General features: G+C 63.0%; 25 protein-coding genes. 9 read left to right on the forward strand and 16 right to left on the reverse strand.

Translation table 11 applies throughout. The annotated features are described in order from the left end of the window. Positions 1 to 46: 46 nt before the first annotated feature. Entirely contained in the window at positions 47 to 622 is a 576-nt protein-coding gene (locus BM045_RS05750; protein WP_092180450.1) for a YqgE/AlgH family protein, read from the forward strand. Here the strand turns inward: BM045_RS05750 and BM045_RS05755 are convergent. The 12 genes from BM045_RS05755 to coxB form a co-directional block, all read right to left on the reverse strand. Beyond that, positions 619 to 3,483 (reverse strand): EAL domain-containing protein, encoded by a 2,865-nt coding sequence (locus BM045_RS05755; RefSeq protein WP_244522884.1) that lies wholly within the window; start codon positions 3,481 to 3,483, stop codon positions 619 to 621. The genes BM045_RS05750 and BM045_RS05755 overlap by 4 nt on opposite strands. Positions 3,484 to 3,676: 193 nt before the next feature. Further along, positions 3,677 to 4,288 (reverse strand): GNAT family N-acetyltransferase, encoded by a 612-nt coding sequence (locus BM045_RS05760; protein WP_092180453.1) that lies wholly within the window; start codon positions 4,286 to 4,288, stop codon positions 3,677 to 3,679. A gap of 15 nt (positions 4,289 to 4,303) precedes the next feature. Beyond that, positions 4,304 to 5,566, reverse strand: a complete 1,263-nt coding sequence (locus tag BM045_RS05765) for a M16 family metallopeptidase (RefSeq protein WP_092180455.1) — start codon at positions 5,564 to 5,566, stop codon at positions 4,304 to 4,306. Positions 5,567 to 5,620: 54 nt separating this feature from the next. Further along, positions 5,621 to 7,015 (reverse strand): threonine synthase, encoded by a 1,395-nt coding sequence (gene thrC, locus BM045_RS05770; RefSeq protein WP_092180457.1) that lies wholly within the window; start codon positions 7,013 to 7,015, stop codon positions 5,621 to 5,623. Between the two features lie 70 nt (positions 7,016 to 7,085). Then, on the reverse strand, positions 7,086 to 7,844 hold the full coding sequence (locus BM045_RS05775) for an SURF1 family protein (protein WP_092180459.1): 759 nt from the start codon (positions 7,842 to 7,844) through the stop codon (positions 7,086 to 7,088). Beyond that, the gene (locus BM045_RS05780; RefSeq protein WP_244522885.1) at positions 7,841 to 8,194 is read right to left on the reverse strand and encodes a DUF983 domain-containing protein; all 354 of its coding nucleotides are present in this window, start codon (positions 8,192 to 8,194) and stop codon (positions 7,841 to 7,843) included. The genes BM045_RS05775 and BM045_RS05780 overlap by 4 nt, the downstream gene beginning before the upstream one ends. Before the next feature lie 66 nt (positions 8,195 to 8,260). Beyond that, complete coding sequence (locus tag BM045_RS05785) at positions 8,261 to 9,094, reverse strand: cytochrome c oxidase subunit 3 (protein ID WP_092180463.1); 834 nt, start codon at positions 9,092 to 9,094, stop codon at positions 8,261 to 8,263. A 2-nt stretch (positions 9,095 to 9,096) separates the two neighbouring features. Next, positions 9,097 to 9,663 (reverse strand): cytochrome c oxidase assembly protein, encoded by a 567-nt coding sequence (locus BM045_RS05790; RefSeq protein ID WP_092180465.1) that lies wholly within the window; start codon positions 9,661 to 9,663, stop codon positions 9,097 to 9,099. Beyond that, positions 9,663 to 9,845 carry a hypothetical protein gene (locus tag BM045_RS05795; RefSeq protein WP_092180467.1) on the reverse strand — a complete coding sequence of 61 codons (183 nt, stop codon included), beginning with the start codon at positions 9,843 to 9,845 and terminating at the stop codon, positions 9,663 to 9,665. Before BM045_RS05795 ends, BM045_RS05790 begins: the two co-directional genes overlap by 1 nt. Then, positions 9,845 to 10,741 carry a heme o synthase gene (cyoE, locus tag BM045_RS05800; RefSeq protein ID WP_092180469.1) on the reverse strand — a complete coding sequence of 299 codons (897 nt, stop codon included), beginning with the start codon at positions 10,739 to 10,741 and terminating at the stop codon, positions 9,845 to 9,847. Before cyoE ends, BM045_RS05795 begins: the two co-directional genes overlap by 1 nt. Before the next feature lie 91 nt (positions 10,742 to 10,832). Then, entirely contained in the window at positions 10,833 to 12,527 is a 1,695-nt protein-coding gene (gene ctaD, locus BM045_RS05805) for a cytochrome c oxidase subunit I (RefSeq protein WP_092180471.1), read from the reverse strand. 26 nt (positions 12,528 to 12,553) lie between these two features. Next, positions 12,554 to 13,429, reverse strand: coding sequence for a cytochrome c oxidase subunit II (gene coxB / locus BM045_RS05810; protein ID WP_092180473.1), 876 nt, complete (start codon positions 13,427 to 13,429; stop codon positions 12,554 to 12,556). A gap of 421 nt (positions 13,430 to 13,850) precedes the next feature. Between coxB and BM045_RS05815 the strand changes: the two genes are divergently transcribed. Beyond that, positions 13,851 to 14,315 carry an invasion associated locus B family protein gene (locus tag BM045_RS05815; RefSeq protein ID WP_092181001.1) on the forward strand — a complete coding sequence of 155 codons (465 nt, stop codon included), beginning with the start codon at positions 13,851 to 13,853 and terminating at the stop codon, positions 14,313 to 14,315. Positions 14,316 to 14,480: 165 nt separating this feature from the next. On the opposite strand, the gene BM045_RS05820 is transcribed toward BM045_RS05815, so the two are convergent. Then, positions 14,481 to 14,735: a hypothetical protein gene (locus tag BM045_RS05820; RefSeq protein ID WP_092180475.1), complete on the reverse strand. Its 255-nt coding sequence runs from the start codon at positions 14,733 to 14,735 to the stop codon at positions 14,481 to 14,483. A 152-nt stretch (positions 14,736 to 14,887) separates the two neighbouring features. Here BM045_RS05820 and BM045_RS05825 point away from each other — a divergent pair, with 152 nt between their 5' ends. The 4 genes from BM045_RS05825 (at position 14,888) to BM045_RS05840 (ending at position 18,888) form a co-directional block, all read left to right on the forward strand. Continuing rightward, positions 14,888 to 15,781, forward strand: coding sequence for a LysR family transcriptional regulator (locus BM045_RS05825; protein WP_170848392.1), 894 nt, complete (start codon positions 14,888 to 14,890; stop codon positions 15,779 to 15,781). A gap of 71 nt (positions 15,782 to 15,852) precedes the next feature. After that, complete coding sequence (gene xseA, locus BM045_RS05830; protein WP_092180479.1) at positions 15,853 to 17,466, forward strand: exodeoxyribonuclease VII large subunit; 1,614 nt, start codon at positions 15,853 to 15,855, stop codon at positions 17,464 to 17,466. Between the two features lie 49 nt (positions 17,467 to 17,515). Further along, positions 17,516 to 17,737: a DUF2093 domain-containing protein gene (locus tag BM045_RS05835; protein WP_092180481.1), complete on the forward strand. Its 222-nt coding sequence runs from the start codon at positions 17,516 to 17,518 to the stop codon at positions 17,735 to 17,737. Positions 17,738 to 17,739: 2 nt separating this feature from the next. Then, entirely contained in the window at positions 17,740 to 18,888 is a 1,149-nt protein-coding gene (locus BM045_RS05840; RefSeq protein ID WP_092180483.1) for a glycosyltransferase family protein, read from the forward strand. Here the strand turns inward: BM045_RS05840 and BM045_RS05845 are convergent. Both BM045_RS05845 and BM045_RS05850 read right to left on the reverse strand, forming a co-directional pair. After that, positions 18,885 to 19,127 (reverse strand): DUF4170 domain-containing protein, encoded by a 243-nt coding sequence (locus BM045_RS05845; RefSeq protein WP_092180485.1) that lies wholly within the window; start codon positions 19,125 to 19,127, stop codon positions 18,885 to 18,887. The genes BM045_RS05840 and BM045_RS05845 overlap by 4 nt on opposite strands. After that, entirely contained in the window at positions 19,120 to 19,983 is an 864-nt protein-coding gene (locus tag BM045_RS05850) for a 3'(2'),5'-bisphosphate nucleotidase CysQ (protein WP_092180487.1), read from the reverse strand. Before BM045_RS05850 ends, BM045_RS05845 begins: the two co-directional genes overlap by 8 nt. A 284-nt stretch (positions 19,984 to 20,267) precedes the next feature. Between BM045_RS05850 and BM045_RS05855 the strand changes: the two genes are divergently transcribed. Then, positions 20,268 to 20,762, forward strand: coding sequence for a DUF6101 family protein (locus tag BM045_RS05855; RefSeq protein WP_092180489.1), 495 nt, complete (start codon positions 20,268 to 20,270; stop codon positions 20,760 to 20,762). Between the two features lie 265 nt (positions 20,763 to 21,027). On the opposite strand, the gene ubiA is transcribed toward BM045_RS05855, so the two are convergent. Then, entirely contained in the window at positions 21,028 to 21,957 is a 930-nt protein-coding gene (ubiA, locus tag BM045_RS05860) for a 4-hydroxybenzoate octaprenyltransferase (protein ID WP_092180491.1), read from the reverse strand. A gap of 128 nt (positions 21,958 to 22,085) precedes the next feature. Between ubiA and BM045_RS05865 the strand changes: the two genes are divergently transcribed. Beyond that, positions 22,086 to 22,826, forward strand: a complete 741-nt coding sequence (locus tag BM045_RS05865; protein ID WP_092180493.1) for a 16S rRNA (uracil(1498)-N(3))-methyltransferase — start codon at positions 22,086 to 22,088, stop codon at positions 22,824 to 22,826. A gap of 73 nt (positions 22,827 to 22,899) precedes the next feature. Then, positions 22,900 to 24,270: a glutamate--cysteine ligase gene (locus tag BM045_RS05870; protein ID WP_092180495.1), complete on the forward strand. Its 1,371-nt coding sequence runs from the start codon at positions 22,900 to 22,902 to the stop codon at positions 24,268 to 24,270. Positions 24,271 to 24,323: the final 53 nt, after the last annotated feature.

Raw genomic sequence — 24,323 nt, forward strand, 5'->3', positions numbered from 1 at the left:
AGCCCGCCAACTTGGCAGAAGGCCCGACCATCCCTACAATCAAGCCATGACATCGCTCGAAGGCCAATTTCTCATCGCCATGCCTGATATGGACGACGACCGCTTTGCGGAGAGCGTCATTCTCCTCGTCGGCCACGGGGATGAGGGCGCCATGGGGCTGGTGGTCAACCACGAGCTGGCCAACCTGCGCTTCGCCGATATTCTCGACGAGCTCGACCTCGGCGATCCCGACGCGGTGATCCGCCTGCCCGACAGCATCCGCCAGCGCGCCGTGATGCGTGGCGGGCCTGTGGAAACGGGCCGCGGCTTTGTGCTGCATTCGTCGGACTACAAAAGCGGCAATACCTATCCGGTCACCGAGGGCATCTGCCTCACCGCCACCGTCGATATCCTGCGCGCCATGGCCTTCGGCCCTGCGCCCCACTCGGCGCTGTTCGCACTCGGTTGCTGCGGCTGGAGCGCCGGGCAGCTCGAGGACGAGATCGTCGGCAATGGCTGGCTGACTGCGCCGTTCAGCCGCGAGCTGATCTTCGATACGCCGGTGGAAGACCGCTATGAGGCTGCGCTGGCCAGTCTCCACATCACCCGGGCTACCTTGAGCCCGGATGCGGGGCACGCCTAGTTCGGCTTGGCCAACTGGGCGGCGAGCTGCTTGGCAAATTCGGGTGCCGTCATGGCCGCGCCGAACGCAAAACCCTGGCCGAGGCGGCAATCGAGTTGCTTCAGTCGTTCGATTTCACCCGGCGTTTCCACGCCCTCGGCAATCACCGACAGGCCCAGCTCATGCGCCAATGCCACAATAGCGCGGACGATCGGCACCTGCGTGTGGCCGGGGCCGCTATTTTCGTTAATGGTAACGAAATCGGCCGGGATTTTGATCGTGTCGAAGGGGAAGCGGTGCAGATAGCCCAGCGATGAATGGCCAGTGCCGAAATCATCCAGCGCCAGGCCCAGACCCATATTACGCAAAGCGTCGAGCATATAGGCGGAATGCTCGGGATTGGTCATCACCTGCGACTCGGTCAGTTCCAGCTTGAGATGGCCGGCAATGCCGGGGTTCTGGTCGATGACGGCCCGCATTTCATTGAGAAGGTTTTTTGCCGCCAGTTGGCTGGGCGACATGTTAACCGAGATGAAGAACTCCTCCGGCAGGCCGGGCATGGTGGTCATCCAGTCGCGCATCTGGAACGCCGCCTGTTCAAAGGCGATGCGGCCCAGCCGTTCGATCTGGCCCGAGCGTTCGGCCAGGGCGATGAATTCGGTCGGCGCCACGGGACCGCGTGTCGGGTGCAGCCAGCGCATCAGCGCCTCGGCGCCGGCGATCTTGCCGGAGATCATGTCCATCACCGGCTGGAACTGCACCTGCAGCTCGCCCTGTGACATGCCGCGTTCGAGATCTTCCTCGCTGGCGCGGTTATACGCGGCAATCGAGCGGGCCGAGGCGCGATAGGCCTCGATGCGATCACCGCCCAAGCGCTTGGCATAATACATGGCCAGTTCGGCATCGCGCAGCACGTCGGCCGCCGTGGCCGGATTGCTGTCATAGATGGTGACGCCGATCGAGGCCGAGAGCGTCAGGTCGCGGTCGCCAAAATTGAACGGAGCCTTTAGCGCCTTGCGGATTTGTTCGGCCGTCTCCGCAATCTTGCCGGCCGCCTGTTCAGAGGCAAGGATCACGGCGAACTGGTCGCCGGTGACACGGGCAACGGTATCGAGCGGGCGCATGATGCGGGCGATGCGGCGGGAAATGGCCAGCAGCACCGAATCGGCTGCGGAATGGCCGATGCGCTCTTCGAGCTCCATGAAGCGATCGATATCGATCAGGAACACCGCCGGCTTGGTGCCGCCCGGCGTACGAGCGCGGACCAGGGCGCGTTCCAGCCGGTCAAGAAACAGCATGCGATTGGGCAGGCCGGTCAGGCTGTCATGCACGGCGTCATGCAGCAGACGTTCGCGCGAGGCGCGGTCTTCGGTGACATCCTGCAGGGTACCGACAATGCGGTTGACCTGGCCATCACCGCCCAGCACCGGCTTCACCCGCATGCGGAAGCTGCGATAGCTGCCGTCATGGCCGGCAATGCGCATGTCGGCGGAAACCTTGCCGCGACGCAGTTCCACAAGCGTGTCGAAGGCGGTGCGGAAGCGGTCGCGGTCATCCGGATGCACGCGGTCGAGCCAGCGCTTGATGGCGCCACGCAGCGCCCCGCGCTTTTCGCCGAGACGCGTCGCCAGTTCATCACTGACCGAGACGCGGTCGCGTTCGATATTCCAGTCGAAGACAAAGTCACCCGAGCCAGTGAGCGCCAGGGCGCGGCGCTCGACTTCCGACAACGTGCCGATCGACACCTGTCCTTCCGAAAAGGCGTGCTGCACCGCGGTGAAGCCGAGCAGCATGACGATCAGCACCAACCCACCGCCGACGGCGGGCTGGGCGACGTCATTTGAGACTTGGCCGGAGAGCACCATCCAGGAATAGAACAGCCAGGCGATCAGGATGATCCAGGTCGGCACAAGGAGGACCGCGCGGTCATAGCCGCGCAGTGCGAGAAGGAGGATCAGGAAGAAGCCGGAGACGCCGAGCAGCGCCAGCACCAGCCGGGCGATGGAGGCGGCGATGGCTGGCTGGAAGAAGGCAAAGCCGAACAGCGCCAGGAACAGCGCCGCCAGACCCAGCGCCAGATGGATGAAGCGCAGATGCCATCGGTGCAGGTTGAGATAGATGAACAGAAATCCGGCTAGAGTCGTGGCTATGCCAGCCTCCGCTGCGGCGCGCAGCGGCTGCACGCCTCCCGCCGGCAGGCCGAAAATGCGGCCGAGAATGCCGAAATCAATCAAGAGGTAAGCCAGCACGGCCCAGGCGAAGGCTGCCGTGGCCGGGAACACGCCGCGCCCCTTGACCACGAACATGATGGTCAAAAACACCGCCGCCAGCGAGGCGACGCCCAGCACCACGCCGCGGAACAGGGTGAAGGAGTTCACATAGTCGCGATAGGCATTGGGCTGCCAGAGATAGAGTTCGGGCAGATCGGCACCAGCGAGTTCGGCGACGAAAGTTACCGTGGCGCCGGGGTCGAGGGTGACTTCGAAGACGTCGGCTTCGCTGTCGACCAGCCGCACGGGACGAATGCCGGCGCTGGGGGTCAGGGCAGTGAGGCGTTCGTCACCCAGGTCGGGCTGAAAAATGCCGGAGCCCGGCAGGCGAAAAAATGGTGCGACCAGCAGGCGCTCGATCTGCTGGTCGCTCTCGTTGCGCAGCGCAAACAGCGCGAAATTGGGCGTCGTGCCCGGCTGGCTGGCCAGCACTTCGATGCGACGGATGATGCCGTCCTCGCCTGGCGCAGTCGAAAGCTGGACCTTGCCTTCGGGGCCGGGCTGGATCTCGATGACGTCGCTCAGATTAACGGCATTGACGTCTTCGGGGACGGAAATAACTTCAAAAGCGGCGGCGGGGGCCATGACGCCGAGCGCGAACGCAAGACACATCGCAAGTGCAAAGAGGTGACGCATCAGGGGCGATTATATCCTGCGATAGGCTTCATTGTGGCAACGTCCATAGCAAAGGGTCGAAACAGGCGACCATGCGCTGCGACGGCATCCTCTTGGCGGGAGCATGCTTTGGTAGCGGGGATTGATCCTTGCGACAAGGTTAGCGAACTGTGACCGAATGGCAACAGGCTCAGACGATGCGGCCTGTATAGCGCCCGATATCGTAGCGCTCGCGGGTCAGGCCGAACAGCACGTGGTTCTCCCAGCGGCCGTTAATCTGCAGATAGTTCTCGGCAAAGCCCTCCTCGATGAAGCCATTCTTTTCCAGCACACGGCGCGAGGCCATATTACCGGGCAGGAAGGCAGCGTGGACACGATGCAGGTCGAGCGTCTCAAAAATGAAGGGCAGGCTCAGCGCCACGGCCTCGCTCATCAACCCCTTGCCGGCAAAGGGCTGGCCCATCCAATAGCCAAGATTGACGAATTGGGCGGCGCGGCGGCGGATGTTGGAGAGGGTTATGCCGCCAACGAGGGTGTCCTGCACGCCGGTGGTGAGGAAGACGAAGAAGGAATAGTCGGTCCCCTCCTCCGCCTCGATGCGGGCGCGCTTGACCCGCATGGCAAATACGCGGCGGCCGAGATCGGCCTCGGTCCAGCGCGGCTCGAAGGGTTTTAGAAAATCCCGGCTGGAATGGCGCAAGTGATACCACGCCTCATAGTCGCCCATCTGCGGCAGGCGCAGGGTCACCCGCGGGCCGTGCAGCGCGATCAGAGGAGCGGGGGATGACCAGGGCCAGAGCATGGCAGTGTGGCGGCCTCAGCGCTTCAGGTGGTCGCTGATGGCACCCAGATCGGGCAGATTGCCGATCGGCCCGATGCCCGCCAGCGTCGGCGTGCCCTGGGTAAAGATCTGCTCGGCCACGTCCTGCACGCGCTGGGTGGTGATGGCATTGATGCGATCGACCGTCTCCTGCATGGGGATTGGACGGCCCCAGAGGATCTGCTGACGCGCCAGTTGGCCGGCGCGAGCCGAGGGGCTTTCGAGCGACATCAAAAGGCCCGCGCGGATCTGGTTGCGGACGCGGATCACCTCGTCATCGGTGATGCTTTCGGTGGCGCGCTTGAGCTCGTCGAGCACGACGGGAACCAGGTCAGCCACTTCGTCTTCACCGGTTGCGGCTGCGACGCCGAAGACGCCGCTATCGGCAAAGGCCCAGTGGAAGGAATAGACCGAATAGCAGAGGCCACGCTTTTCGCGCACTTCCTGGAACAGGCGCGAGCTCATGCCGCCGCCGAGAATCGAAGCCAGAACCTGCGCGGCATAGAAGCCATCGGCATTATAGGCCCGGCCTTCGAAGCCGACGACGATATGGGCCTGTTCGTGATCGGAGATCAGCCGCTCTTCGCCGCCCTGATATTCGGCGCGCTGCGGGGCCGGGGCGCCATTGGGCTTGAGGTCGGCGAAGCGCTCGCGCGCCACCTGCACCAGGCCCTCGTGGTCCACATTGCCGGCGGCGGCCATCACCATGTGATCGCCGACATAGTTGCGGTTCATATATTTGCGGACGGTATCGGCGGTGATGTCTCGCACCGAATCGACGGTGCCCAGAATGGTGCGGCCAATCGGCTGGGTCGGGAAAGCGGCGGCCTGGAACAGATCGAAGACGTGGTCATCGGGATTGTCGCGCGCCGCGCCGATTTCCTGGACGATGACCTGCTTTTCTCGGGTCAGTTCGTCTTCGTCGAACAGCGAATTCTGCAGGATGTCGCTGAGGATATCGGCGGCCAGCACCACGTCTTCCTTGAGCACGCGGGCGAAATAGCCGGTATGCTCGATGGAGGTCGCGGCATTGAGGTCACCGCCGACATTTTCGATGGCTTCGGCGATCTCCAGCGCGTTGCGCGAGGTGGTGCCCTTGAAGGCCATGTGCTCGAGCAGATGCGAAATGCCATGCTCGGTCTTGCGCTCGCTGCGGGCGCCGGCCTTGACCCAGACGCCGAGCGAAGCACTTTCGAGATGCGGCATGTCGTCGGTGAGAACCACCATGCCATTATCAAGGGTCGTCGATTGTACGCTCACGCAAGGCTCCTCCCCGCGGCGCGGCGATCCAGTGACCGCCAACGTCGGTATGCGTCAGGCAGCGCGCGTACGCGCTGAAATGAAGTCTTCGACCGCAGACTGGTCGTTGGCAAGGACGCTGAGGCGTTCCTCGCGGGCATGCAGGTCGGCCAGCCAGGTCGGCAGCGATGGCTCGAAGCCGGTCGCCTCGTGTACGGCAGCCGGGAATTTGGCTGGATGGGCGGTGCCCAGGGTAATCATTGGCGTGGCGCCATGCGCCTGGTGGCGCGCAACACTAACGCCCACGGCGGTGTGTGGATCCAGAAGATATCCCGCCGCCTTGAGCGTCATGGAAATCGTCGCCTTGGTTTCGGCCTCGCCGGTGGTGCCAGCAGCGAAATCACGACGGATGGCGGCCAGCGCATTCTCCGGCACGGCAAAGCCGCCGGATTGCTTGAGGCCATCCATCATGCGCAGCACGGCCGCAGTATCGCGGCCGGCGCTTTCGAACAGCAGGCGTTCGAAATTGGACGAAATCTGGATATCCATCGACGGGCTGATGGTGGGGGCAACGCCATCCATCTCGTACCGGCCGGTATCGAAGGTGCGGCGCAGGATGTCATTGGCATTGGTGGCAATGACCAGGCGCTCGATCGGCAGGCCCATGGCCTTGGCACAATAGCCGGCAAAGATGTCGCCGAAATTGCCGGTCGGCACGGTGAAGCTGACATTGCGATGCGGCGAACCCAGCGAAACTGCCGAAGTGAAGTAATAGACAATCTGCGCGACGATGCGACCCCAGTTGATCGAATTGACGCCTGAAAGACGCACGCGGTCGCGGAAGCCATGGTTGTTGAACATGGCCTTGACCACGTTCTGGCAGTCGTCAAACGTGCCTTTGAGCGCAATATTATGCACATTGTGGTCGAGCACGGTGGTCATCTGGCGGCGCTGCACTGGCGAGGTGCGGCCGAGCGGATGCAGGATGAAAATGTCGGTAGTGTCGCGGCCGCGGAAGGCTTCGATGGCCGCCGAGCCGGTATCGCCTGAGGTGGCGCCAACGATGGTTGCCTTGAGGCCGCGCTCGAGCAGGATGTGATCCATCACCCGGCTGAGGAACTGCATGGCCACGTCCTTGAAGGCCAGGGTCGGGCCGTGGAACAGCTCCAGCACGAAATGATTGGGCTCGAGCTCGACCAACGGCGTCACCGAGGGGTGGCGGAAGGTGGCGTACGACTCGTCGAGGATGGCCTTGAGCTTGGCCGGCGCGATCTCGTCGCCGGTGAAGCGGCTGATGATGGCATAGGCGACATCGGCATAGGGCTTACCGGCGAAGCTGGAGATTTCATCCGGGCTGATCTGCGGCCAGCTTTGCGGCACATAAAGCCCGCCGTCGGAAGCCAGACCTGCCAGAACGGCATCGGAGAAACCGAGCACGGGCGCCTGGCCACGCGTAGAGACAAACTGCATTTACGGGAATGTGCCTTCTTAGAATTGTTGCAACCTAGTCAAACGGGCGCTGAACCGCAAGTTTGCTGGCTCAATCCTTTCGGTTCGCACGTTCCCGCCACACCCAATAGCCCAGCATGACCACAGCGACGATGGCGAAGCCGTACCAGGTGTAGGCATAGCCGAGGTGGTTGTTGGGGAATTCGACGACGGTCTCGCCGGCCTGCGGCAGCTCACCCGGAGCGCCGGCGGAGAGGTCGACATAGAAAGGCGCGACGGGTGTCAGGGCGGGATCGACCATGGCGGCTAGGCGCTCAGGGTCGCGGACCCATTCGATGCGGTCGGAGGTGTTGGGGCCCGGCGTCATGAAGCCGGCTTTTTCGCCAGGGCGAAGCAGGCCCGAGATCGTCACCTGGGTCTCGGCATTGTCGCCGTCGGTGACGGCGGCTTCCTGGAATTCTTCCGGAATGAAGCCGCGATTGACGAAGACCGTGCCGCCCTCGGCCAGAACGAAGGGCGTCACCACCCAATAGCCGGGACCGGAAGCAGGGCCATTGGCATTGGCGAGGCTGGTGAAGACGGTGACTGTCTGGTTGTAGCGGAAGCTGCCGGTCATCGAGACCGGCTGGAAATTGAGCGCTTCGAGGTCGAGCGCGGACCAATCGGCCGATGGCGGCACCGGGATCGGCGTGGCATCGAGGCGCGCGGCGACGGCGGCGATCAGCGCTTCCTTTTCGGCGAGACGATGCATCTGCCAGGTGCCGAGCCAGGCGCAGGTGGCGGCGAGGGCCAGCATCAGCACGATGAAGGTGATGGTCATGCCTCGGCCGAGGCGGCGAATTTGCGTCATTGGTGCCCCTCATGGGCGTCGTGGCGATATTGCAGGGCGACCAGCACGCCCTTGAACGGCGGCAGCAGGGCCAGCGACAGGATCAGCGTGGTGGGGATCCAGAGGATCAGGTGGACATAGGGCGCCGGGTTGAAAGTGGCGCCGACGAACAGCGCCAGGAGGATGATGATCGGCGCCACGAGGAAGATGACGAAGATTGCCGGGCCGTCGCCGCTATCGGCGAATTTGAGATCGAGGCCGCAGACAGCGCAGCTGGGCGCCACCTTGAGATAGCCGGAGAACAGCTTGCCCTTGCCGCAGCGCGGGCAGCGGCATTTGAGACCGGTCAGAAAAGGCTGGGGCTGGACCAAGCTGGTCTCCAAAGAGATCGGGGCGCAGCTGGTTTGCTGCGCCCCGTCGAAATTGTCCTGGCGGGTCTAGTGGTGGAGTGCCACGCCCCAGCTGCCCCATACATAGATTGAGGCAAACAGGAACAGCCAGACCACGTCGACGAAGTGCCAGTACCAGGCGGCAAATTCGAAGCCGAGGTGGCGTTCGGGGGTGAAATCACCCTTGAGCGCACGGATCAGGCAGACCAGCAGGAAGACCGTACCGATGAAGACGTGGAAGCCATGCAGGCCAGTCGCCATGAAGAAGGTCGCGCCATACATATTGCCGGAGAAGGCAAACTGGGCTTCGGAATATTCGAGGATCTGCACGCCGGTGAAGACGGCACCGAGCAGCACGGTCAGCACCAGTCCCCACTTGAGACCCTCGCGGTCGCCTTCGAGAAGCGCATGGTGTGCCCAGGTCACGGTGGTGCCCGAGGTCAGCAGCAGCAGCGTATTGAACAGCGGCAGGTGGAAGGGGTCGAACAGCTCGACGCCGGTCGGGGGCCAGATGCCGCCCGTGGCGGCAACGCGGGCGTACTGCTCGACGTCATCGAGACGGAAGAAGCCATCGAAATAGGCCCAGAAGAAGCCGAAGAACACCATCACTTCGGAGGCGATGAACAGCATCATGCCGTAGCGGTGGTGCATCTGCACGACTGGGGTATGGAAGCCGGTATTGGCTTCCTTCACCACATCGCTCCACCAGGCATACATGACGTAAAGCACGCCAGCGAGACCGATGAAGAACACCCATGGGGTCCAGTGGTGCATCCAGAAGATGCCACCCATGGCCATGATGAGGACGGCCGCCGACATGGCGAAGGGCCATGGGCTTGGTTCGACCATGTGATAGTCATGGTTCTTGGCTAGATCGGCCATGCTCAGCTTCCCTCGTTGTCTGAAGCGTAGAAAGTATAAGAGAGCGTAATCTCTTTGATGGTGTCGAGCTCTTGATTGTCGTCGAGCTCGGGATCGACGAAAAACACGATCGGCATGTCGACGGTCTCGCCGGGCTGCAGCGTCTGCTCGGTGAAGCAGAAGCATTCGATCTTGTTGAAATAGACGCCGGCCCGTTCGGGCGAGACGTTGAAAATGGCCATGCCGGTGATCGGCTTGTCCGAATTATTGGTGGCCACATAATTGACCGTGTCGACCGCGCCGATCTTGTCGGTGATATGGGGCGCGGCCTTGACCGTCCAGGCGAGATCATTGGCGACATTGGAATCGAACCGCACGGTCATCTCGCGGTCGATAATGCCCTTGGGATTGTCGGTCGCCTTGCCGGGCGTGCCGCCGAAGCCGGTGACCTGGCAGAAGATGTTGTAGAGCGGCACTGAGACATAGGCCAAGCCAACCATGCTGGCGGCCAGCAGCAGACCGCTCATCGCCACGCGTTTGTTGCGCTTGGCCATGGCAGGATCAATGCCGGGGTGGTTGAGCTCGGCCATCAGAGCGCCCGATCGAACAGCGCCGGCCCCATCTTGACGATGGTCAGCGTGTAGAAGGTGATGGCGAAAATCGCCAGAGCGATGGCGAGAGCAATCGAACGGCGGCGACGCACACGGGCGCGCTTGGCGGCGACTTCCGGGCTTTCGAGTTCGACGGCGGTGATTTCGTTGGGTGCGCTCATCAGCCAAAGGTCCCGAAGCGGGTCAGCAGGTTGTCGGTCATGAACGCGAAGAACACGATGAACAGGTAGCTGAGCGAATAGGTGAAAAGGCTCCGCGCCGATTTGCGCATGGCCACGTCTTCACGGGTCAGCAGCAGACGCCAGGAGAGGTAGCTGAACGATAGGCCAGTGACGACGGCCACAGTCGTATAGATCCAGCCGGCGAAGCCGAGTACGGTCGGCAGCATGGCCGAGGCGGCCAGCAGCAGCGTGTAGACAAAGATCTGGACCTTGGTCGACTGATTGCCCTTGACGTTAGGCATCATCGGCACGCCGGCAGCGCCATAGTCGGACTGCTTGTAGAGCGCCAGCGCCCAGAAATGCGGCGGGGTCCAGAGGAAGATGATCAGGAACAAGACCACGCTCTCGAGCGAGACCGTGCCGGTGACGGCGGCCCAGCCGACGATCGGTGGGAAGGCCCCTGCCGCGCCACCGATGACGATGTTCTGCGGGGTCGAGCGCTTAAGCCACATCGTGTAGATGACGACGTAAAAGAAGATGGTGAAAGCCAGCCAGCCGGCGGCGATCCAATTGGTGGCAAGGCCGAGCAGCGCCACCGAGAACACCGACAGCACCGTGCCAAAGACCAGGGCTTCCTCGCGGGTCATGCGACCGGAAGGGATCGGGCGGTTCTGGGTGCGGCTCATGATGGCGTCGATATCACTATCATACCACATGTTGAGCGCGGCCGACCCACCGGCACCGATGGCGATGCAGGCGACGGCGATCAGCGCGATGAACGGGTTGATACCGCCGGGCGCCACGACCAGACCGACGAAGCCGGTGAACACCACCAGTTGCATGACAGTCGGCTTCAGCAGCGCGAGGTAATCCCCCACGCCGGCTTCGCCGGTCATGCCCGATAGGGTCCTGCTGTCGTCGATCAGAGCCACTGGCCTTGCCTTGCTGGTTTGTTAGAGCCGGGCCGCCGAAGCGGCCCGGATGAGCTTAGTGCGCGTTGGTCGATTCAATGCGCGGAAGGGTCGTGAACTGGTGGAACGGCGGCGGGCTGGACAGGGTCCATTCGAGCGTCGTTGCACCTTCACCCCACGGATTGTCACCGGCCGGGCGTTTCTTGCGGCTGGCTTCCCAAGTTGCATAGAAGAAGATCAGCATGGCAACGAAGGTGATGTAATAGCCGATCGAGGAGATGCGGTTGAAGAAGCCAAACGCATCCGGATAGTCGATGTAGCGGCGCGGCATGCCAGCGAGGCCGAGGAAATGCTGCGGGAAGAAGATCAGGTTCACGCCGACGAACATCACCCAGAAGTGCAGCTTGGCCAGGGTCTCGTTGTAGAGCCAGCCGAACATCTTCGGGTACCAATAGTACCAACCGGCAAAGATCGAGAACACGGCACCCAGCGACAGCACGTAGTGGAAGTGGGCAACCACGTAATAGGTGTCGTGCAGGGCACGGTCGGCACCGGCATTGGCCAGCACCACGCCGGTCACACCACCAACGGTGAACAGGAAGATGAAGCCGATGGCCCAGAGCATGGGCGACTTGAAGGTGATCGAGCCGCCCCACATGGTGGCGATCCACGAGAAGATTTTCACGCCGGTCGGCACCGCGATGACCATGGTGGCGGCCACGAAGTAGCGCTGCACGTCAAGGCTGAGGCCAGTCGTGTACATGTGGTGAGCCCACACGACGAAACCGACGAAGCCGATGGCGACCATTGCGTAGGCCATGGCCATGTAGCCAAAGATCGGCTTGCGCGAGAAGGTCGAGACGATGTGGCTGATGATGCCGAAGCCCGGCAGGATCATGATGTACACTTCGGGGTGACCGAAGAACCAGAACAGGTGCTGGAACAGGATCGGATCGCCACCCTCGGCCGGCTTGAAGAAAGCGGTGCCGAAGTTACGGTCGGTCAGCAGCATGGTGATGGCACCGGCCAGCACTGGCAGGGCCAGCAGCAGCAGGAAGGCAGTCACCAGAACCGACCAGGCAAACAGCGGCATCTTGTGCAGCGTCATGCCCGGTGCGCGCATGTTGAAAATGGTGGTGATCAGGTTGATCGCACCGAGGATCGACGAGACGCCGGCGACGTGCAGCGACAGGATGGCAAAATCCATGGCCGGGCCAGGATGGCCGGTGGTCGACAGCGGCGGATAGATGGTCCAGCCGCCACCAAAGCCGAGCGCGCCAGGGCCAGTGCCCTCGAAGAACAGGGACATCAGCAGCAGGATGAAAGCGGGCGGCAACAGCCAGAAGGCGATGTTGTTGATACGCGGGAAAGCGGTATCGGGCGCGCCGATCATCAGCGGAGCGAAATAGTTGGCAAAGCCGCCCATGGTGGCGGGCATGACCACGAAGAACACCATGATCAGCGCATGCGCCGTGGTGAAGACGTTGTACATGTGCTTGCCGGCGTCGAGCGCCGCATCACCATCAACACCGTAGACCATGGCTGCGAGGCCGTGGAAAATCTGGATGCCGGGCTCCTGCAGCTCCATGCGCATCACGCCGGACAGCAGGCCACCCAGGATGCCCGCCACGATGGCGAAGATCAGGTACATGACGCCGATGTCTTTGTGGTTGGTCGAATAGACCCAACGGCGCCAGCCGGTCGGTTCGTGATGCGAGGCGGCGTCGTGGCCGGTCGCGTGGGCTTCGAGGTGGGCGGTCGTGTCAGCCATTGTTGTAGTTCCCCTGACCCGTGTTCTTACTGCACAGCTGCAAGCGTGGCGTTGCCGGCGTTGTAGTCGCCTGCCTGGAACGCCGTCATGTAGGCTGCAAATTCATCCTTGGTGACGACGCGCACGGCGATCGGCATGAAGGCGTGGTCCTTGCCGCAAAGCTCCGAGCACTGGCCATAATAGAGGCCGGTTTCGCGGGCGTTGAACCAGGTTTCGTTGAGGCGGCCGGGCACGGCGTCGATCTTGACGCCGAAGGACGGCACGGCAAAAGCGTGGATCACGCCCATCGGATCGGCGGTGACCTGCAGGCGCACAGTGGTATCGACAGGAACGACGAGTTCGTTGTCGACGGCCAGCAGGCGCGGCTGGTTCGGCTTGGTGGCGGTGCGATCGGTCTCGTTCATCATGATCGAGGTCAGAGCCACGCCCTGATCGACATATTCATAATCCCAATACCACTGCTGGCCGGTGGCCTTGATGGTCAGCTCGGGGGCCGGCACTTCGACTTCGCCGAAGGAGAAAATGTTGGAGCCGAGATACTTGCGCTCGCCATCAGGGGTGGTGAGCTGGTCGCTCAGCACGCCGAAAGAGGGAATGGCGATGACGATCAGCGCGACGATCGGCAGGACCGTCCAGACCACCTCGATAGCGGTATTGTGGGTGAAGGCCGCCGGGACCGGGTTGCGCTTGGCATTGTAGCGGATGACGATCCACACCAGCAGCGCCAGCACCAGGGCCACGATCAGCGAGATCGACCACATCAGGATGCCATCATGGAAGGCCGTGATGGAGTCCATGATTGGGGTCACGGAACGCTGCAGGTGGAACTGGCCGGGGAGCGGATGGCCAGCCGTATAGCCAGTCTCTTCCTGCGCCGCGGCAAAAGTCGGGGTCAGCGCCATTGCGGCCGCCGAAAGAGCCCCCATCTTTGTCAAGAACTGCCCGGTCACCTAAACCCCCTGTCGACTTCAATTGGTGTATCCACACCGGGATTGAGGGACGAAAACAGCGGCATAGACAACGCCGCCCCGACTCAACCTCGGAGCGCAAAACTCTGCGCTGACCTAAATCATATCGCAAAGAGCGAGTCTATGGCGGCCTAACCGGGCGCCACTGCGTCATATTGTGCGGGTTATGGCAAAAAATGCCTCACCCTCGCCGCAGTTGCCGAGGCATAACCCTAGCATTTCCGGGCCTTGGTTGACTTGCCCACTGGCCTGTCGGAAACACGAGACTGCTCGCGCGAGCGCGCGATTCGACGGGAGAAGTGATAGAGTGAAGCCAATTGTGAAGCGTCGCCTGGCCGGTTTGGGCCTTGCCGTGATGGCCGCAGCAGCGGCAACCGGCGCCAGCTTTGGCCAGGGCGTGGTGCGCGCCGAATATGGCGACTGGCAGATGAGCTGCGATACGCCGCCCGGCGCGAGCTTCGAGCAATGCGCCATTATCCAGAATGTCATGGCCGAAGATCAGCCCAATGTCGGCCTCTCGGTCATCGTGCTGCGCACCGCCGATCGCGAAGCGCGCCTGCTGCGGGTCTTGGCGCCGCTCGGCGTGCTGCTGCCCAATGGGCTGGGCCTCAATGTCGATGGCGAGGATATGGGGCGCGTTGCCTTCGTGCGCTGCCTGCCCAATGGCTGCGTGGCCGAAGTCGTGCTCGACGACAGCCTGATCGAAACCCTGTCCAAGGGCGAAAGCGCAATCTTCGTAGTGTTCAAGACGCCCGAAGAAGGCATCGGCATTCCGGTGTCGCTGAAAGGCTTTGAAGAAGGCTTTGCCCAGCTGCCGTAAGTCCTGACAGAAAAAAGCCGGACAAGCGCGAGGCGCTGTCCGGCAAGTCATCAGGAAACGGGACCGGTGGCAAAACCGGTCCGAAGATGGCACGACCGCTCGTAAAAATTTCCGTACCAACGAATTGGCGCCAGCGGGAGGCACTGGCGCAATAGATACGCGCAATCAGGCGTGCGAGTTGCGCGCCCGCGCGGTGTTCAGCAGACGCGCGCCCTGGGGCGCTGCGATGGCTGCGGTGACATCGTCACGCGAAATGCCGAGATCGCTCAGACGGGAATGATCGAGTTCCAGCAAGGCGGACAGGGCAACCCGACGGGTTCGGGCGGCCTGTGCCTTGGCGATCCAGCGCGTGAAAGCGACAAACGGATTGGCGGGCGTGGCGGCCGCAAGAGACCGCTCGCCGGGAAGCGAGAGAGCCATGATGGTTTTCCAGACATGTGGTTGTGCCGAAGGGAGACGGCGGGGTTCGATGCAGGTCACTGCGCCGATGCTGATGAAATAGCGCTCTGGACAACTATTCGTCCAACAAATAGATTTCATCCGCTTTATCAATTTGAGTGATGGATGCCACGATGAGTGCACCGCTCGATCTCGACCAGTTACAGAGCTTCTGCGCCATTGCCGATTGCGGCAGCTTTACCGAGGCGGCGCGGCGCGTGAACAAGACCCAGTCGGCGGTCTCGATGCAGATCAAACGGCTGGAGGAACGGCTCGGCCAGAGCCTGCTCGCCCGCGATGGCCGCACGGTTACGCTGACCCTGCATGGCGAGGCGCTGTATTCCCGCGCCCGGAAAATGCTGCGCACCAATGCGGAAATCCTCGACCACTTTTCCGAGGGCGATCTGGCCGGTTCGATCCGCTTCGGCGTGCCGGATGATTATGCCGTGCGCCTCTTGCCGGTGATCCTCTCCAGCTTCCAGCGCACCCATCCCAAGATCGCCGTGGACGTGTCCTGCATGGCCTCCGAGCACTTGTTGGAAGGCATGCGCGCCGGGCGCTATGACCTGATCTGCTTCACCCAGGGCACCGAGCAGAATTACGGCGAGCTGTTCCGCACCGAAAAAATGTTCTGGGTGGCCAGCCACGGCGGCCGCGCCTTGGCCAGCGAGCCGATCGCCATCGCCAGCGGGCCGCATTACTGCATCTGGCGCAAGGACGCGATGGCGGCGCTCGACCGGGTCGGCAAGGAATATCGCATCGCCTATACCTCCTCCAACGCCACCGCGATTTCGAGCGCCGTGCTGTCGGACCTGGCCGTCGGCTTCCTGCCGGAAAGCGCGCTGCAGCCCGGCATGCGCGTGGTCAGCGACGAAGCCGGCCTGCCGCGGCTGGACGATGCTCAGATCGCGCTGAAGCGGGCGAGCCATGCCTATGGCGGGATTTACGACGCGCTGGCCAATCATATCGTGCAGTCGATGGGGAATCTCGATCTGCCGCGGCAGCCTGAGGCGGAAGCGGCGGAGTAGTTCTTTCTTCTCCCGTTGAGGGACAGGGAAGAGAGGCTTGACCTCACCCGCCAAATCTCGCACCAGAAGGCATGGCCGAAGCCCTGACCAATGCCGCCGAATTTACCGTCAGCGAGATCGCCCAGGCGGTCAAACGCACTGTCGAGGACGAGTTTGGCCATGTGCGGGTGCGCGGGGAGATTTCCGGCTATCGCGGCCAGCATTCGTCGGGCCATGCCTATTTCACCCTCAAGGATGACGCGGCCTCGATCGACGCCGTGGTCTGGAAGGGCAATTTCGCCAAGCTGAGCTTCAAGCCCGAAGAGGGCATGGAGGTCATAGCCACCGGACGGCTGACCACTTTCCCGCGCTCCAGCAAATACCAGATCGTCATCGACAATATCGAGCCAGCCGGCGCTGGTGCGCTGATGGCGCTCTTGGAAGAGCGCCGCCGCAAGCTGGGGGCCGAAGGGTTGTTTGCCAAGGAGCGCAAGCGCGCCCTGCCCTACCTGCCGCGCGTCATCGGCGTCATTACCTCGCCGACCGGTGCGGTGATCCGCGATATCCTGCATCGGCTCGATGATCGTTTCCCCAGCCATGTGCTGGTCTGGCCGGTGCGCGTGCAGGGCGATACCTGCGCCCCCGAAGTGGTCAATGCCATCGAGGGGTTCAACGCGCTGCTGCCCAATGGGCCGATCCCGCGCCCGGACATCCTGATCGTCGCCCGCGGCGGCGGCTCGATCGAGGATCTCTGGGGCTTCAACGAAGAAGCCGTGGTGCGCGCTGTGGCCGGCAGCGATATTCCGGTGATTTCCGCCGTCGGCCACGAAACCGATACCACGCTGATCGACTATGCCTCGGACATGCGAGCGCCAACGCCGACCGCTGCCGCCGAGGCCGCCGTGCCGGTGCGGGCCGAGCTGATCGGCTATGTCGACGACCTCGGTTCCCGCCAGCGCCAGGCCGCACGCCGCCTCACCGGTTCGGCCCGTGACCGCTATCGCGCCGCTGCAGCCGGCCTGCCGCGCGCCTCCGACCTGGTCTCAACACAGCGCCAGCGGCTCGATCATGCGGCCAGCAATCTGTTCACCGGTCTGCGCCATTCGGTGCAGGATCGCCGCGTCGCGTTTTCGCGGGTCGAGACCAAGCTTAATCCACGCGTGCTGGTCGGTCAGCGCCAGGAAGCGTCGGAAAAGCTGCGCAACCTGTCGCTGCGGGCTGATGCCGGATTGCGCAAGACGGTGGACCGGGCGCGGCTGACCCATGATCCGCGCGCCGAACGGCTGGCTGCGGCGGCGGGCCGGCTGGTTGAGCGCAAGCGGGCTCTGTTCGAGGCGATCGGCCCTAAACTCTCACCCAATACGCTGAAGGCCGAACTGCGCCATTCGCAGAGCCAGCTGACGCCGCTGGCGGCGCGGTTGCTGTCGGGGATCACGCAGAACCTCGGGGAAAAGCGCGCCGCCCTGAGCCAGTCGGGCAAACTGCTCGTTTCGCTGAGCTATCGCAGCGTGCTGGCGCGCGGCTATGCCGTGGTGAAGGATGCCGAGGGCAATCTGGTACATCAGCGCGCGGGCCTGAGCCCTGGCGATGCGGTCACGGTGGAATTCGCCGATGGCGAAGTGGGCGCCACCATTGCCGGCAGCCCGGCGATAAAGAAGAAACCACGTCCGCCAACAGATGGCGGCAGTCAGGAAAGCCTCTTTTGATCCTGGGCATTGCTCGCTATATCGGATCAAACGGCAAGGGACGGTCGGCATGAACATCTTCGACAAGGGCTTTTCGCCCACCGAAGCGGTAATCCGCTACATGGACGGCGACTATGTCGTGCTGAAACCCGGCACATTCGTGCGCTGCGCCATTACCGGCAAGCCGATCCCCATCGACGAGCTGTTCTACTGGAGCGTTGACCGGCAGGAGCCCTATGCGGATGCCGTGGTCGCCAATACCGCCTTCGAGCGGTTCGGCCGCGGAGCCTGACGGTGGAGGCCAGAGCGTCGGGCCGCAGCCGGTTCCTGTTCATCTCCAATGGCCATGGCGAAGATGGCATTGCCGCCGCCATCATCAATAGCCTCCCCAAGAGCATCGAAGTCGATGCCTATCCGATGATCGGCTCGGGCAATGCGTATGCCGGCACTTGCCCGGTGGTCGGCCCCCGCGCCACGCTGGCGTCCGAGGGCTGGCGCAATGTAAAGGGCTCGCTGCGCCGCGATATCGCCACCGGCGGTCTGGCCACCGTGCCGCCGGCGCTGAAATTCCTGCGCCAGATCCGCGGCAAATATGATCGCGTGGTGGTGGTCGGCGACATGGTCGGCATTCTGGCCAGCTATGCCGTGGGCCATCGCGGCCTCTATTATATCGACGTCTACAAGACCGGGTCGGCGCGGCTCTATTCGAGCCTCGAGCGCTGGACCATCAGCCGCGCCTGCACCACGGTGTTCTGCCGGGCCGACAATCTGGCGCGTACGCTGGAGCATATCGGCATCGACGCCCGCTCGGCCGGCAATGTGATGATGGATACCATTCCCTATGGCGACTATGAAGCCGGGACGCGGCGCCACAAGGCCAAGGCGGTGACGCTGCTGCCGGGCAGCCGGGCGCTGACGGCGGAGAGTTTTGCGCTGCAGGTCGATGCGCTGCGCAGCCTGCCGCCCGACCTGCGGCCGGATGTATTCCTGGCGGTGGCCGGCAGCGTCAATGTCGATGATCTGGCGAAAAAGACCGGCTTGCAGCGCACCGCCATGCTGAGCGCGGAGCCGGCGGATCTCGGCGAATTGTCGGATGGCGACCTGACCATCCATATGGCGCGCGGTTCGGCCATGGGCAATCTGCTGGCAACGTCGGATCTGGTGCTGTCGCAGGCCGGTACCGCCACGGTGCAGTCGCTCGGCATGGGCCGGCCGGTGATCACCTTCATCAACCCGCGCGACCGTCGCTCGCGCTTTACCGATGAGCAGATGCTGTTTGGCGAAGCCCGCACCGTGGTGCCGCCGGAGGCTCCAGCCATCGGCGCGGCACTGGCAAATTTGCTTAGTGATGACGACGAACGCCGCCGCCTCGCCAATATCGGCCGCCAACGCATTGGCGGCCCGGGTGCGATGGCGGCGATCGTGGATGCGTTGGTCAGTTAAGCCTTGGGAGCTTCTGGCTCGAGCAGGCGGTGCAGATGCACGATGAAGTAGCGCGTCTGGGCGCTGTCGACGGTCATCTGGGCCTTCTGCTTCCACACGGCATAGGCGGCGGCATAGTTGGGGTAGAGCCCGACAATGTCGACCTTGTCGAGATCGGCAAAGGTCACGCCTTCGAGGCTCGAAAGTTCGCCGCCGATGACGAGATGCAGCAGCTGCTTGTCGGGGGTAGGATTAACCATTGGTCAGGTCCGTATGCGTTGGAGTGGACAGTTCCGCGTCGCCGGTCTCGGGTGCAGGGCAACCATAGACCTTGATCAGCGCCGCGTGAACGAGCGGTTTTAGGCTCATATCGCTGAGCGCCGCAAGCGCCCCATGGCGCACATCTCGTCTGTTGAAAAGCGGGAAGCCGGCACAGACATCGGCGATATCGACGCCGCATTCATCGAGGATCAGCGCGGCGGCAGCAATATCCCAGTCCTGGCTGCCACGGCGGCTGGCCACCGCATCGAGCTTGCCGGTCGCCACCTGCACCAGCCGATAGGCCAAAGAGGGGTAATAAGGTCCGCGCGTATAATGGAGGCCGGCCGCCTGCATTTCCTGGTGCACCGCGCCGGCAGCGGGAATGACCGGGGCAGCGCCGGCCCGGCGGCTGCGCTCAAGTGTGCGGCCATTGAGCCGGGCGCCCTCGCCCTTGACCGCGTCATACATTTCATCGCGCACCGGGGCATAGACAACGCCGGCCACCGGCACGCCATTTTCCACCACGGCCAGCGAAACGGTCCAGCTGTCCTCGCCGCGCAGGAACCCGCCAGTGCCATCGATCGGGTCGACGACGAAGACGCGTTCACAATTGAGCCGGCTCGGATTGTCGGCGGTTTCCTCGCTGAGCCAGCCATAATCTGGCCGCGCTTGCAGCAGCGCATTGGCCAGATAGCGGTCGACAAGAATATCGGCCTCGCTGACGGGGGAGGAATTCTCCTTGTCCCAGCTCTTGACCGGGCGGCGGAAGAAGCTGGACGCAATGATGCCGGCCGATACCGCCGAGGAGCGGAGCAGTTCGAGATCGTCGCTATATGTGGTCGCAGGTGCAGGCATTGCGGGCCTTTTAGGCCGGGCGCCCCCTTTGGGCAAGAGGCGCGCCGGAAGCCGTGATGGCGGCAGCAAATATGGCAGGGTTAACACCTCCCAAGCCAGCGCGGTTAATCGGTTCCTACCCGGTGCAATACCCCGCTAACCCTTCGGGAAAACAACATAAATTTAACCGAGCCGATTAAGGTGGCGGGTAAGGGGACGCGCTATGTTGGGGCCATAAAGAGAGCACCAAAAACCAGCTCTCGAAGTTGACAGGAAGGCGAATTCAAATGGTTCATGGTGTTGCGATGGAAGGGACCTCTGTCGTTCTCGCTTTTGGCCGCCCCGCACTGGCAGACCGCCGCTTCGTGGCTGCCAATGACAATGGCCCGCGAGACCCCGTCAAGACCGTCACGGTTCGCCGCATGCTCGAGCAGAGCGGCGTGGCCATCAAGGTCAAGGTACCGGTTACAGAATTTATCGGCGTCGCCGTGGCGACCCGGATTTCGGAAGAAGGCGTCCTCACCAGCTCGATCGAGCTGGTCCATTCGGACAGCGAGCTGAATTATCGCGTGTTCGAGGAAGAGGGCAATCACAACGTCGTCGCCGAATGGCAGAACTGGGGCAAGAAGCTCCGCCTGCCGCTGTTCATCAAGGCCGGCGATGGCGCCTATATGCCCTACAGCCAGCAGGTTGATGGCGTGGCGCTGGGCAACAGCCAGAGCCGCCGGAAGCTCGTGGCCGAAGCCGGCCGCCGCCCGCGCTTCCTCAACCGCCGCAAGCCGGGTCATACCGACGACTAAAAGTTCTACTGCCTCCAAAGCAGGTTGAAAGGGTTGACCAGTGGTGCGGTCAGCCCTTTTGGCGTTTTAGGGTCTTTGCTCAATGGGGCCACGTCCACGGTGTCACCCCGGCCTTGAGCCGGGGCCCATCCTGAGATGACACCACAACCGCAAGGTCGATCGTTCGAGCCACCTTGCGGCAGACCATAGATCTCGAGATGGATCCCGGCTCAAGGCCGGGATGACATCGAGTGCGTGGTTCGTTCAAGGAGTACGGGACGTCCGCCTACCAAACCCACTCGGCCAGCAGTGCCAGCGACACAATAATCCCGACATAGTGGTTGCTGTAAAAGCGCGAGCGGGGATTGTCCGGCAGGGCCGGGTCGATGGTCCAGACCTGCCAGGCGAGCAGCGCGGCTGCCGCCATGGAGAGAACGGCGAAGACGATGCCTGCGCCGATCAGCAGGGCCGCCGCCATCCAGAGCAAGAATGCGCCGACATAGAGCACGGCGACCACAGGCTTCACATAATCGCCGAACAGCCGGGCGGTGGATTTGACGCCGATCAGCGCGTCGTCTTCGATATCCTGCAGCGCATAGAGCGTGTCATAGCCGATGACCCACAAAATCGTGCCAGCATAGAGCAGCACCGGAGCCCAGCCGAGGCCGCCGGTCTGCGATGACCAGCCGACCAGCGCGCCATAGGAGAAGGCGAGGCCCAGAAAGGCCTGTGGCCACCAGGTAATACGCTTCATGAAGGGATAGATGGCCACCAGCACCAGCGAGGCGACGCAGGCCCAGACGGTGAAGCGGTTGAACTGGAACAGGATCACCGAGGCGAGCAGCGCCTGGGCGATCATGAAATACAGCGCCTCGCGCGCCGTGACCTGCCCAGAGGGAATCGGCCGCGAGCGGGTGCGGGCGACCTGGCTGTCGATATCGCGATCGACAATGTCGTTAAAGGTACAGCCGGCGCCGCGCATCAGGGCAGCGCCCAAAACCATCAGGATGGCCGCAATCCAGTCGAAGCCGCGCTCGGGATTGGCGACCGCGGCCAGCGCCAGCCCCCAGACGCAGGGCCAGAACAGCAACCAGATGCCGATCGGCCGGTCCCAGCGCGCCAGCCGCGCGTATGGCTTCAGCCAGGGCGGCGCATAGCGATCGACCAAATTACCGGATTGGGCATCGGCGACGGGGGTGGGCTGGATGTCTGTCATGGTGCCATGACCTCGTAATTCGACTCGTCTCGAGGTCTACTCTATACGCTACCGCCACAGTAGACCTGTTCTGGACCGCAGTTTTCACAACCGTTGCGGAGGACCAGCGCCTAACATCGGACGTCACCATGCCCCGCACCCACGCCGCCCTGCCCCGCCTTTACGTCAAATCCGCCCTGACCCAGGGCGTGCAGTTCACGCTGGGCAAGGAGCAATCGCTGTATCTCGCCGCAGTGCTGCGCAAGGTGGTGGGCGATCAGGTGGTGCTGTTCAATGGCCGTGACGGCGCCTGGCTGGCGCAACTGGCCAGCGATTCCAAGAAATCGGTCTCGCTCGATCTCGTCGAACAGATTGCCGTGCAACCCCCTGTTGCCGACCTCTGGTATGGCTTTGCCCCGCTCAAAACCGAGCGGCTGGATTATGTGATCCAGAAGGCGGTGGAAATGGGCGTCGGCACCATCCAGCCGGTGATCACCCGCTTCACCCAGGTCAATCGACTCAAGCATGAGCGGCTGGTGGCCAATGCCATCGAGGCGGCTGAGCAGTGCGAAGTGCTCAATGTCCCCGAAGTGGCGGCCGAAGTGACGCTGGACCGGCTGATTGATTCCTGGCCGAGCGACCGCAAGCTGATCCTGGCCGATGAGAGCGAGGCCTCGTCTTCCCCCGTTGACGCGCTGCAGGCGCTCAAGGGTGAAAAGATCGGCGTGCTGATCGGGCCGGAGGGCGGCTTTTCCGATGGGGAGCGGGCCAAACTGCGGGCCCTGCCCTATGTGGTGCCGATTAGCCTGGGGCCGCGCATCCTGCGCGCCGATACGGCAGCGGTGGCCGCACTGGCGGTGATCCAGGCCATCATCGGTGATTGGCGATAAAAGGCGATTGCTTTCGGCTGGTGCAACGCTATGTTCCGCGCCACATTGAACCCTCATATCTCGAGGACTGCTTATGGCCGGCGCCGACACCTATTCTCCCCTGATCGAGTCGCGGGCCGACCTGATCGAAGCGATGGCGCGCGGCGCCAAGCCCGAGAGCGAATGGCGGATCGGCACCGAGCACGAAAAGCACGTCTTCCACACCAATCCGCTGCGCCCGGTCACCTATGAAGGCCCGCAGGGCATCCGCGCCCTGCTCGATGGCGTGCAGGCCGAAACCGGCTGGGAGCCTTTCTATGACGGCGAAAACCCGATTGGTCTGCGCAACAATGAATCGGCCGGCGGCATTTCGCTGGAGCCTGGTGGGCAGTTCGAGCTGAGCGGCGCGCCGCAGGTCGATCTGCATGCTTCCGCCGCAGAACTGACCGAGCATATGCGCGTCAGCAAGAAGGTCGCCGCGCCGCTCGACATCCATTTCCTCGGCCTTGGCGTCACCCCGATCTGGTCGGTCGACCAGATTCCGGCCATGCCCAAGTCGCGCTATGGCATCATGAAGCCCTATATGGAAAAGGTCGGCACGCTCGGCACCTCCATGATGTTCCGCTCCTGCACGGTGCAGACCAATCTCGACTTCTCCAGCGAAGCCGACATGGTCAAAAAGCTGCGAGTCTCGGTGGCGCTGCAGCCGGTGGCTACGGCGCTGTTTGCCAGCTCGCCCTTCTCCGAAGGCCGCGACAGCGGTTATCTCAGCTTCCGCAGCCATATCTGGCTCAATACCGACGACGCCCGCACCGGCATGCTGCCCTTTGCCTTCGACGAAGGCTTCGGCTTCGAGCAATATGCCGACTATGCGCTGGATGTGCCGATGTATTTCGTCATCCGCGACGGCGCCTATGTGAATGTCGCCGGCGAAAGTTTCAGCGCCTTCCTCAAGGGCGAGCTGCCGCAACTGCCGGGCGAAAAGCCGACCATCAAGGATTGGGAAGACCATCTCTCGACGATTTTCCCGGAAGTGCGCCTCAAGCAATTCCTCGAAATGCGCGGCGCCGATATGGGCGACGAAAAGTCAGTCACGGCCCTCTCGGCCTTCTGGACCGGGCTGCTCTATGACGACGTCTCGCTCGAAGCCGCCTATGAGCTGATCGAACCCTGGAGCCAGGACGAACGCGCCCATATGCGCCGCGAAGTGCCGCGCCTGGGCCTCGAAACCCCGCATGATCGCTCCAACCTCTATGATATAGCGGCCCAGGCCGTGGGCATTGCCGAGGCTGGCCTTGTCCGCCGCGACCGCCGCAATGCCGAGGGCAAGGACGAAACGATCCATCTCGCGCCGCTGGAAGAGACCATCCGCCTTGCCAAGTCGCCGGCCGAGCGCTGGTTGGACAAGTTCCGTGGCGAATGGAATGGCGATCTGACGCAGGTGTTCAAAGAAGCCGAGATGTAACGCCCTTACCTCTCCCTCAGGGGAGAGGTAAGAAATCCTTGCCTCCCCGGTCC

The sequence above is a fragment of the Devosia sp. YR412 genome (assembly GCF_900110945.1).
Classification (GTDB): domain Bacteria; phylum Pseudomonadota; class Alphaproteobacteria; order Rhizobiales; family Devosiaceae; genus Devosia.

What these genes read in the sequence shown, in the direction of transcription:
- BM045_RS05750 (WP_092180450.1), top strand. Translation starts at nt 47, where the DNA reads ATGACATCGCTCGAAGGCCAATTTCTCATCGCCATGCCTGATATGGAC.
- BM045_RS05755 (WP_244522884.1), bottom strand. Translation starts at nt 3,483, where the DNA reads ATGTGTCTTGCGTTCGCGCTCGGCGTCATGGCCCCCGCCGCCGCTTTT.
- BM045_RS05760 (WP_092180453.1), bottom strand. Translation starts at nt 4,288, where the DNA reads ATGCTCTGGCCCTGGTCATCCCCCGCTCCTCTGATCGCGCTGCACGGC.
- thrC (WP_092180457.1), bottom strand. Translation starts at nt 7,015, where the DNA reads ATGCAGTTTGTCTCTACGCGTGGCCAGGCGCCCGTGCTCGGTTTCTCC.
- BM045_RS05775 (WP_092180459.1), bottom strand. Translation starts at nt 7,844, where the DNA reads ATGACGCAAATTCGCCGCCTCGGCCGAGGCATGACCATCACCTTCATC.
- BM045_RS05785 (WP_092180463.1), bottom strand. Translation starts at nt 9,094, where the DNA reads ATGGCCGATCTAGCCAAGAACCATGACTATCACATGGTCGAACCAAGC.
- BM045_RS05790 (WP_092180465.1), bottom strand. Translation starts at nt 9,663, where the DNA reads ATGGCCGAGCTCAACCACCCCGGCATTGATCCTGCCATGGCCAAGCGC.
- BM045_RS05795 (WP_092180467.1), bottom strand. Translation starts at nt 9,845, where the DNA reads ATGAGCGCACCCAACGAAATCACCGCCGTCGAACTCGAAAGCCCGGAA.
- cyoE (WP_092180469.1), bottom strand. Translation starts at nt 10,741, where the DNA reads ATGACCGGCGAAGCCGGCGTGGGGGATTACCTCGCGCTGCTGAAGCCG.
- ctaD (WP_092180471.1), bottom strand. Translation starts at nt 12,527, where the DNA reads ATGGCTGACACGACCGCCCACCTCGAAGCCCACGCGACCGGCCACGAC.
- coxB (WP_092180473.1), bottom strand. Translation starts at nt 13,429, where the DNA reads ATGGCGCTGACCCCGACTTTTGCCGCGGCGCAGGAAGAGACTGGCTAT.
- BM045_RS05815 (WP_092181001.1), top strand. Translation starts at nt 13,851, where the DNA reads ATGGCCGCAGCAGCGGCAACCGGCGCCAGCTTTGGCCAGGGCGTGGTG.
- BM045_RS05820 (WP_092180475.1), bottom strand. Translation starts at nt 14,735, where the DNA reads ATGGCTCTCTCGCTTCCCGGCGAGCGGTCTCTTGCGGCCGCCACGCCC.
- BM045_RS05825 (WP_170848392.1), top strand. Translation starts at nt 14,888, where the DNA reads ATGAGTGCACCGCTCGATCTCGACCAGTTACAGAGCTTCTGCGCCATT.
- xseA (WP_092180479.1), top strand. Translation starts at nt 15,853, where the DNA reads ATGGCCGAAGCCCTGACCAATGCCGCCGAATTTACCGTCAGCGAGATC.
- BM045_RS05835 (WP_092180481.1), top strand. Translation starts at nt 17,516, where the DNA reads ATGAACATCTTCGACAAGGGCTTTTCGCCCACCGAAGCGGTAATCCGC.
- BM045_RS05845 (WP_092180485.1), bottom strand. Translation starts at nt 19,127, where the DNA reads ATGGTTAATCCTACCCCCGACAAGCAGCTGCTGCATCTCGTCATCGGC.
- BM045_RS05850 (WP_092180487.1), bottom strand. Translation starts at nt 19,983, where the DNA reads ATGCCTGCACCTGCGACCACATATAGCGACGATCTCGAACTGCTCCGC.
- BM045_RS05855 (WP_092180489.1), top strand. Translation starts at nt 20,268, where the DNA reads ATGGAAGGGACCTCTGTCGTTCTCGCTTTTGGCCGCCCCGCACTGGCA.
- ubiA (WP_092180491.1), bottom strand. Translation starts at nt 21,957, where the DNA reads ATGACAGACATCCAGCCCACCCCCGTCGCCGATGCCCAATCCGGTAAT.
- BM045_RS05865 (WP_092180493.1), top strand. Translation starts at nt 22,086, where the DNA reads ATGCCCCGCACCCACGCCGCCCTGCCCCGCCTTTACGTCAAATCCGCC.
- BM045_RS05870 (WP_092180495.1), top strand. Translation starts at nt 22,900, where the DNA reads ATGGCCGGCGCCGACACCTATTCTCCCCTGATCGAGTCGCGGGCCGAC.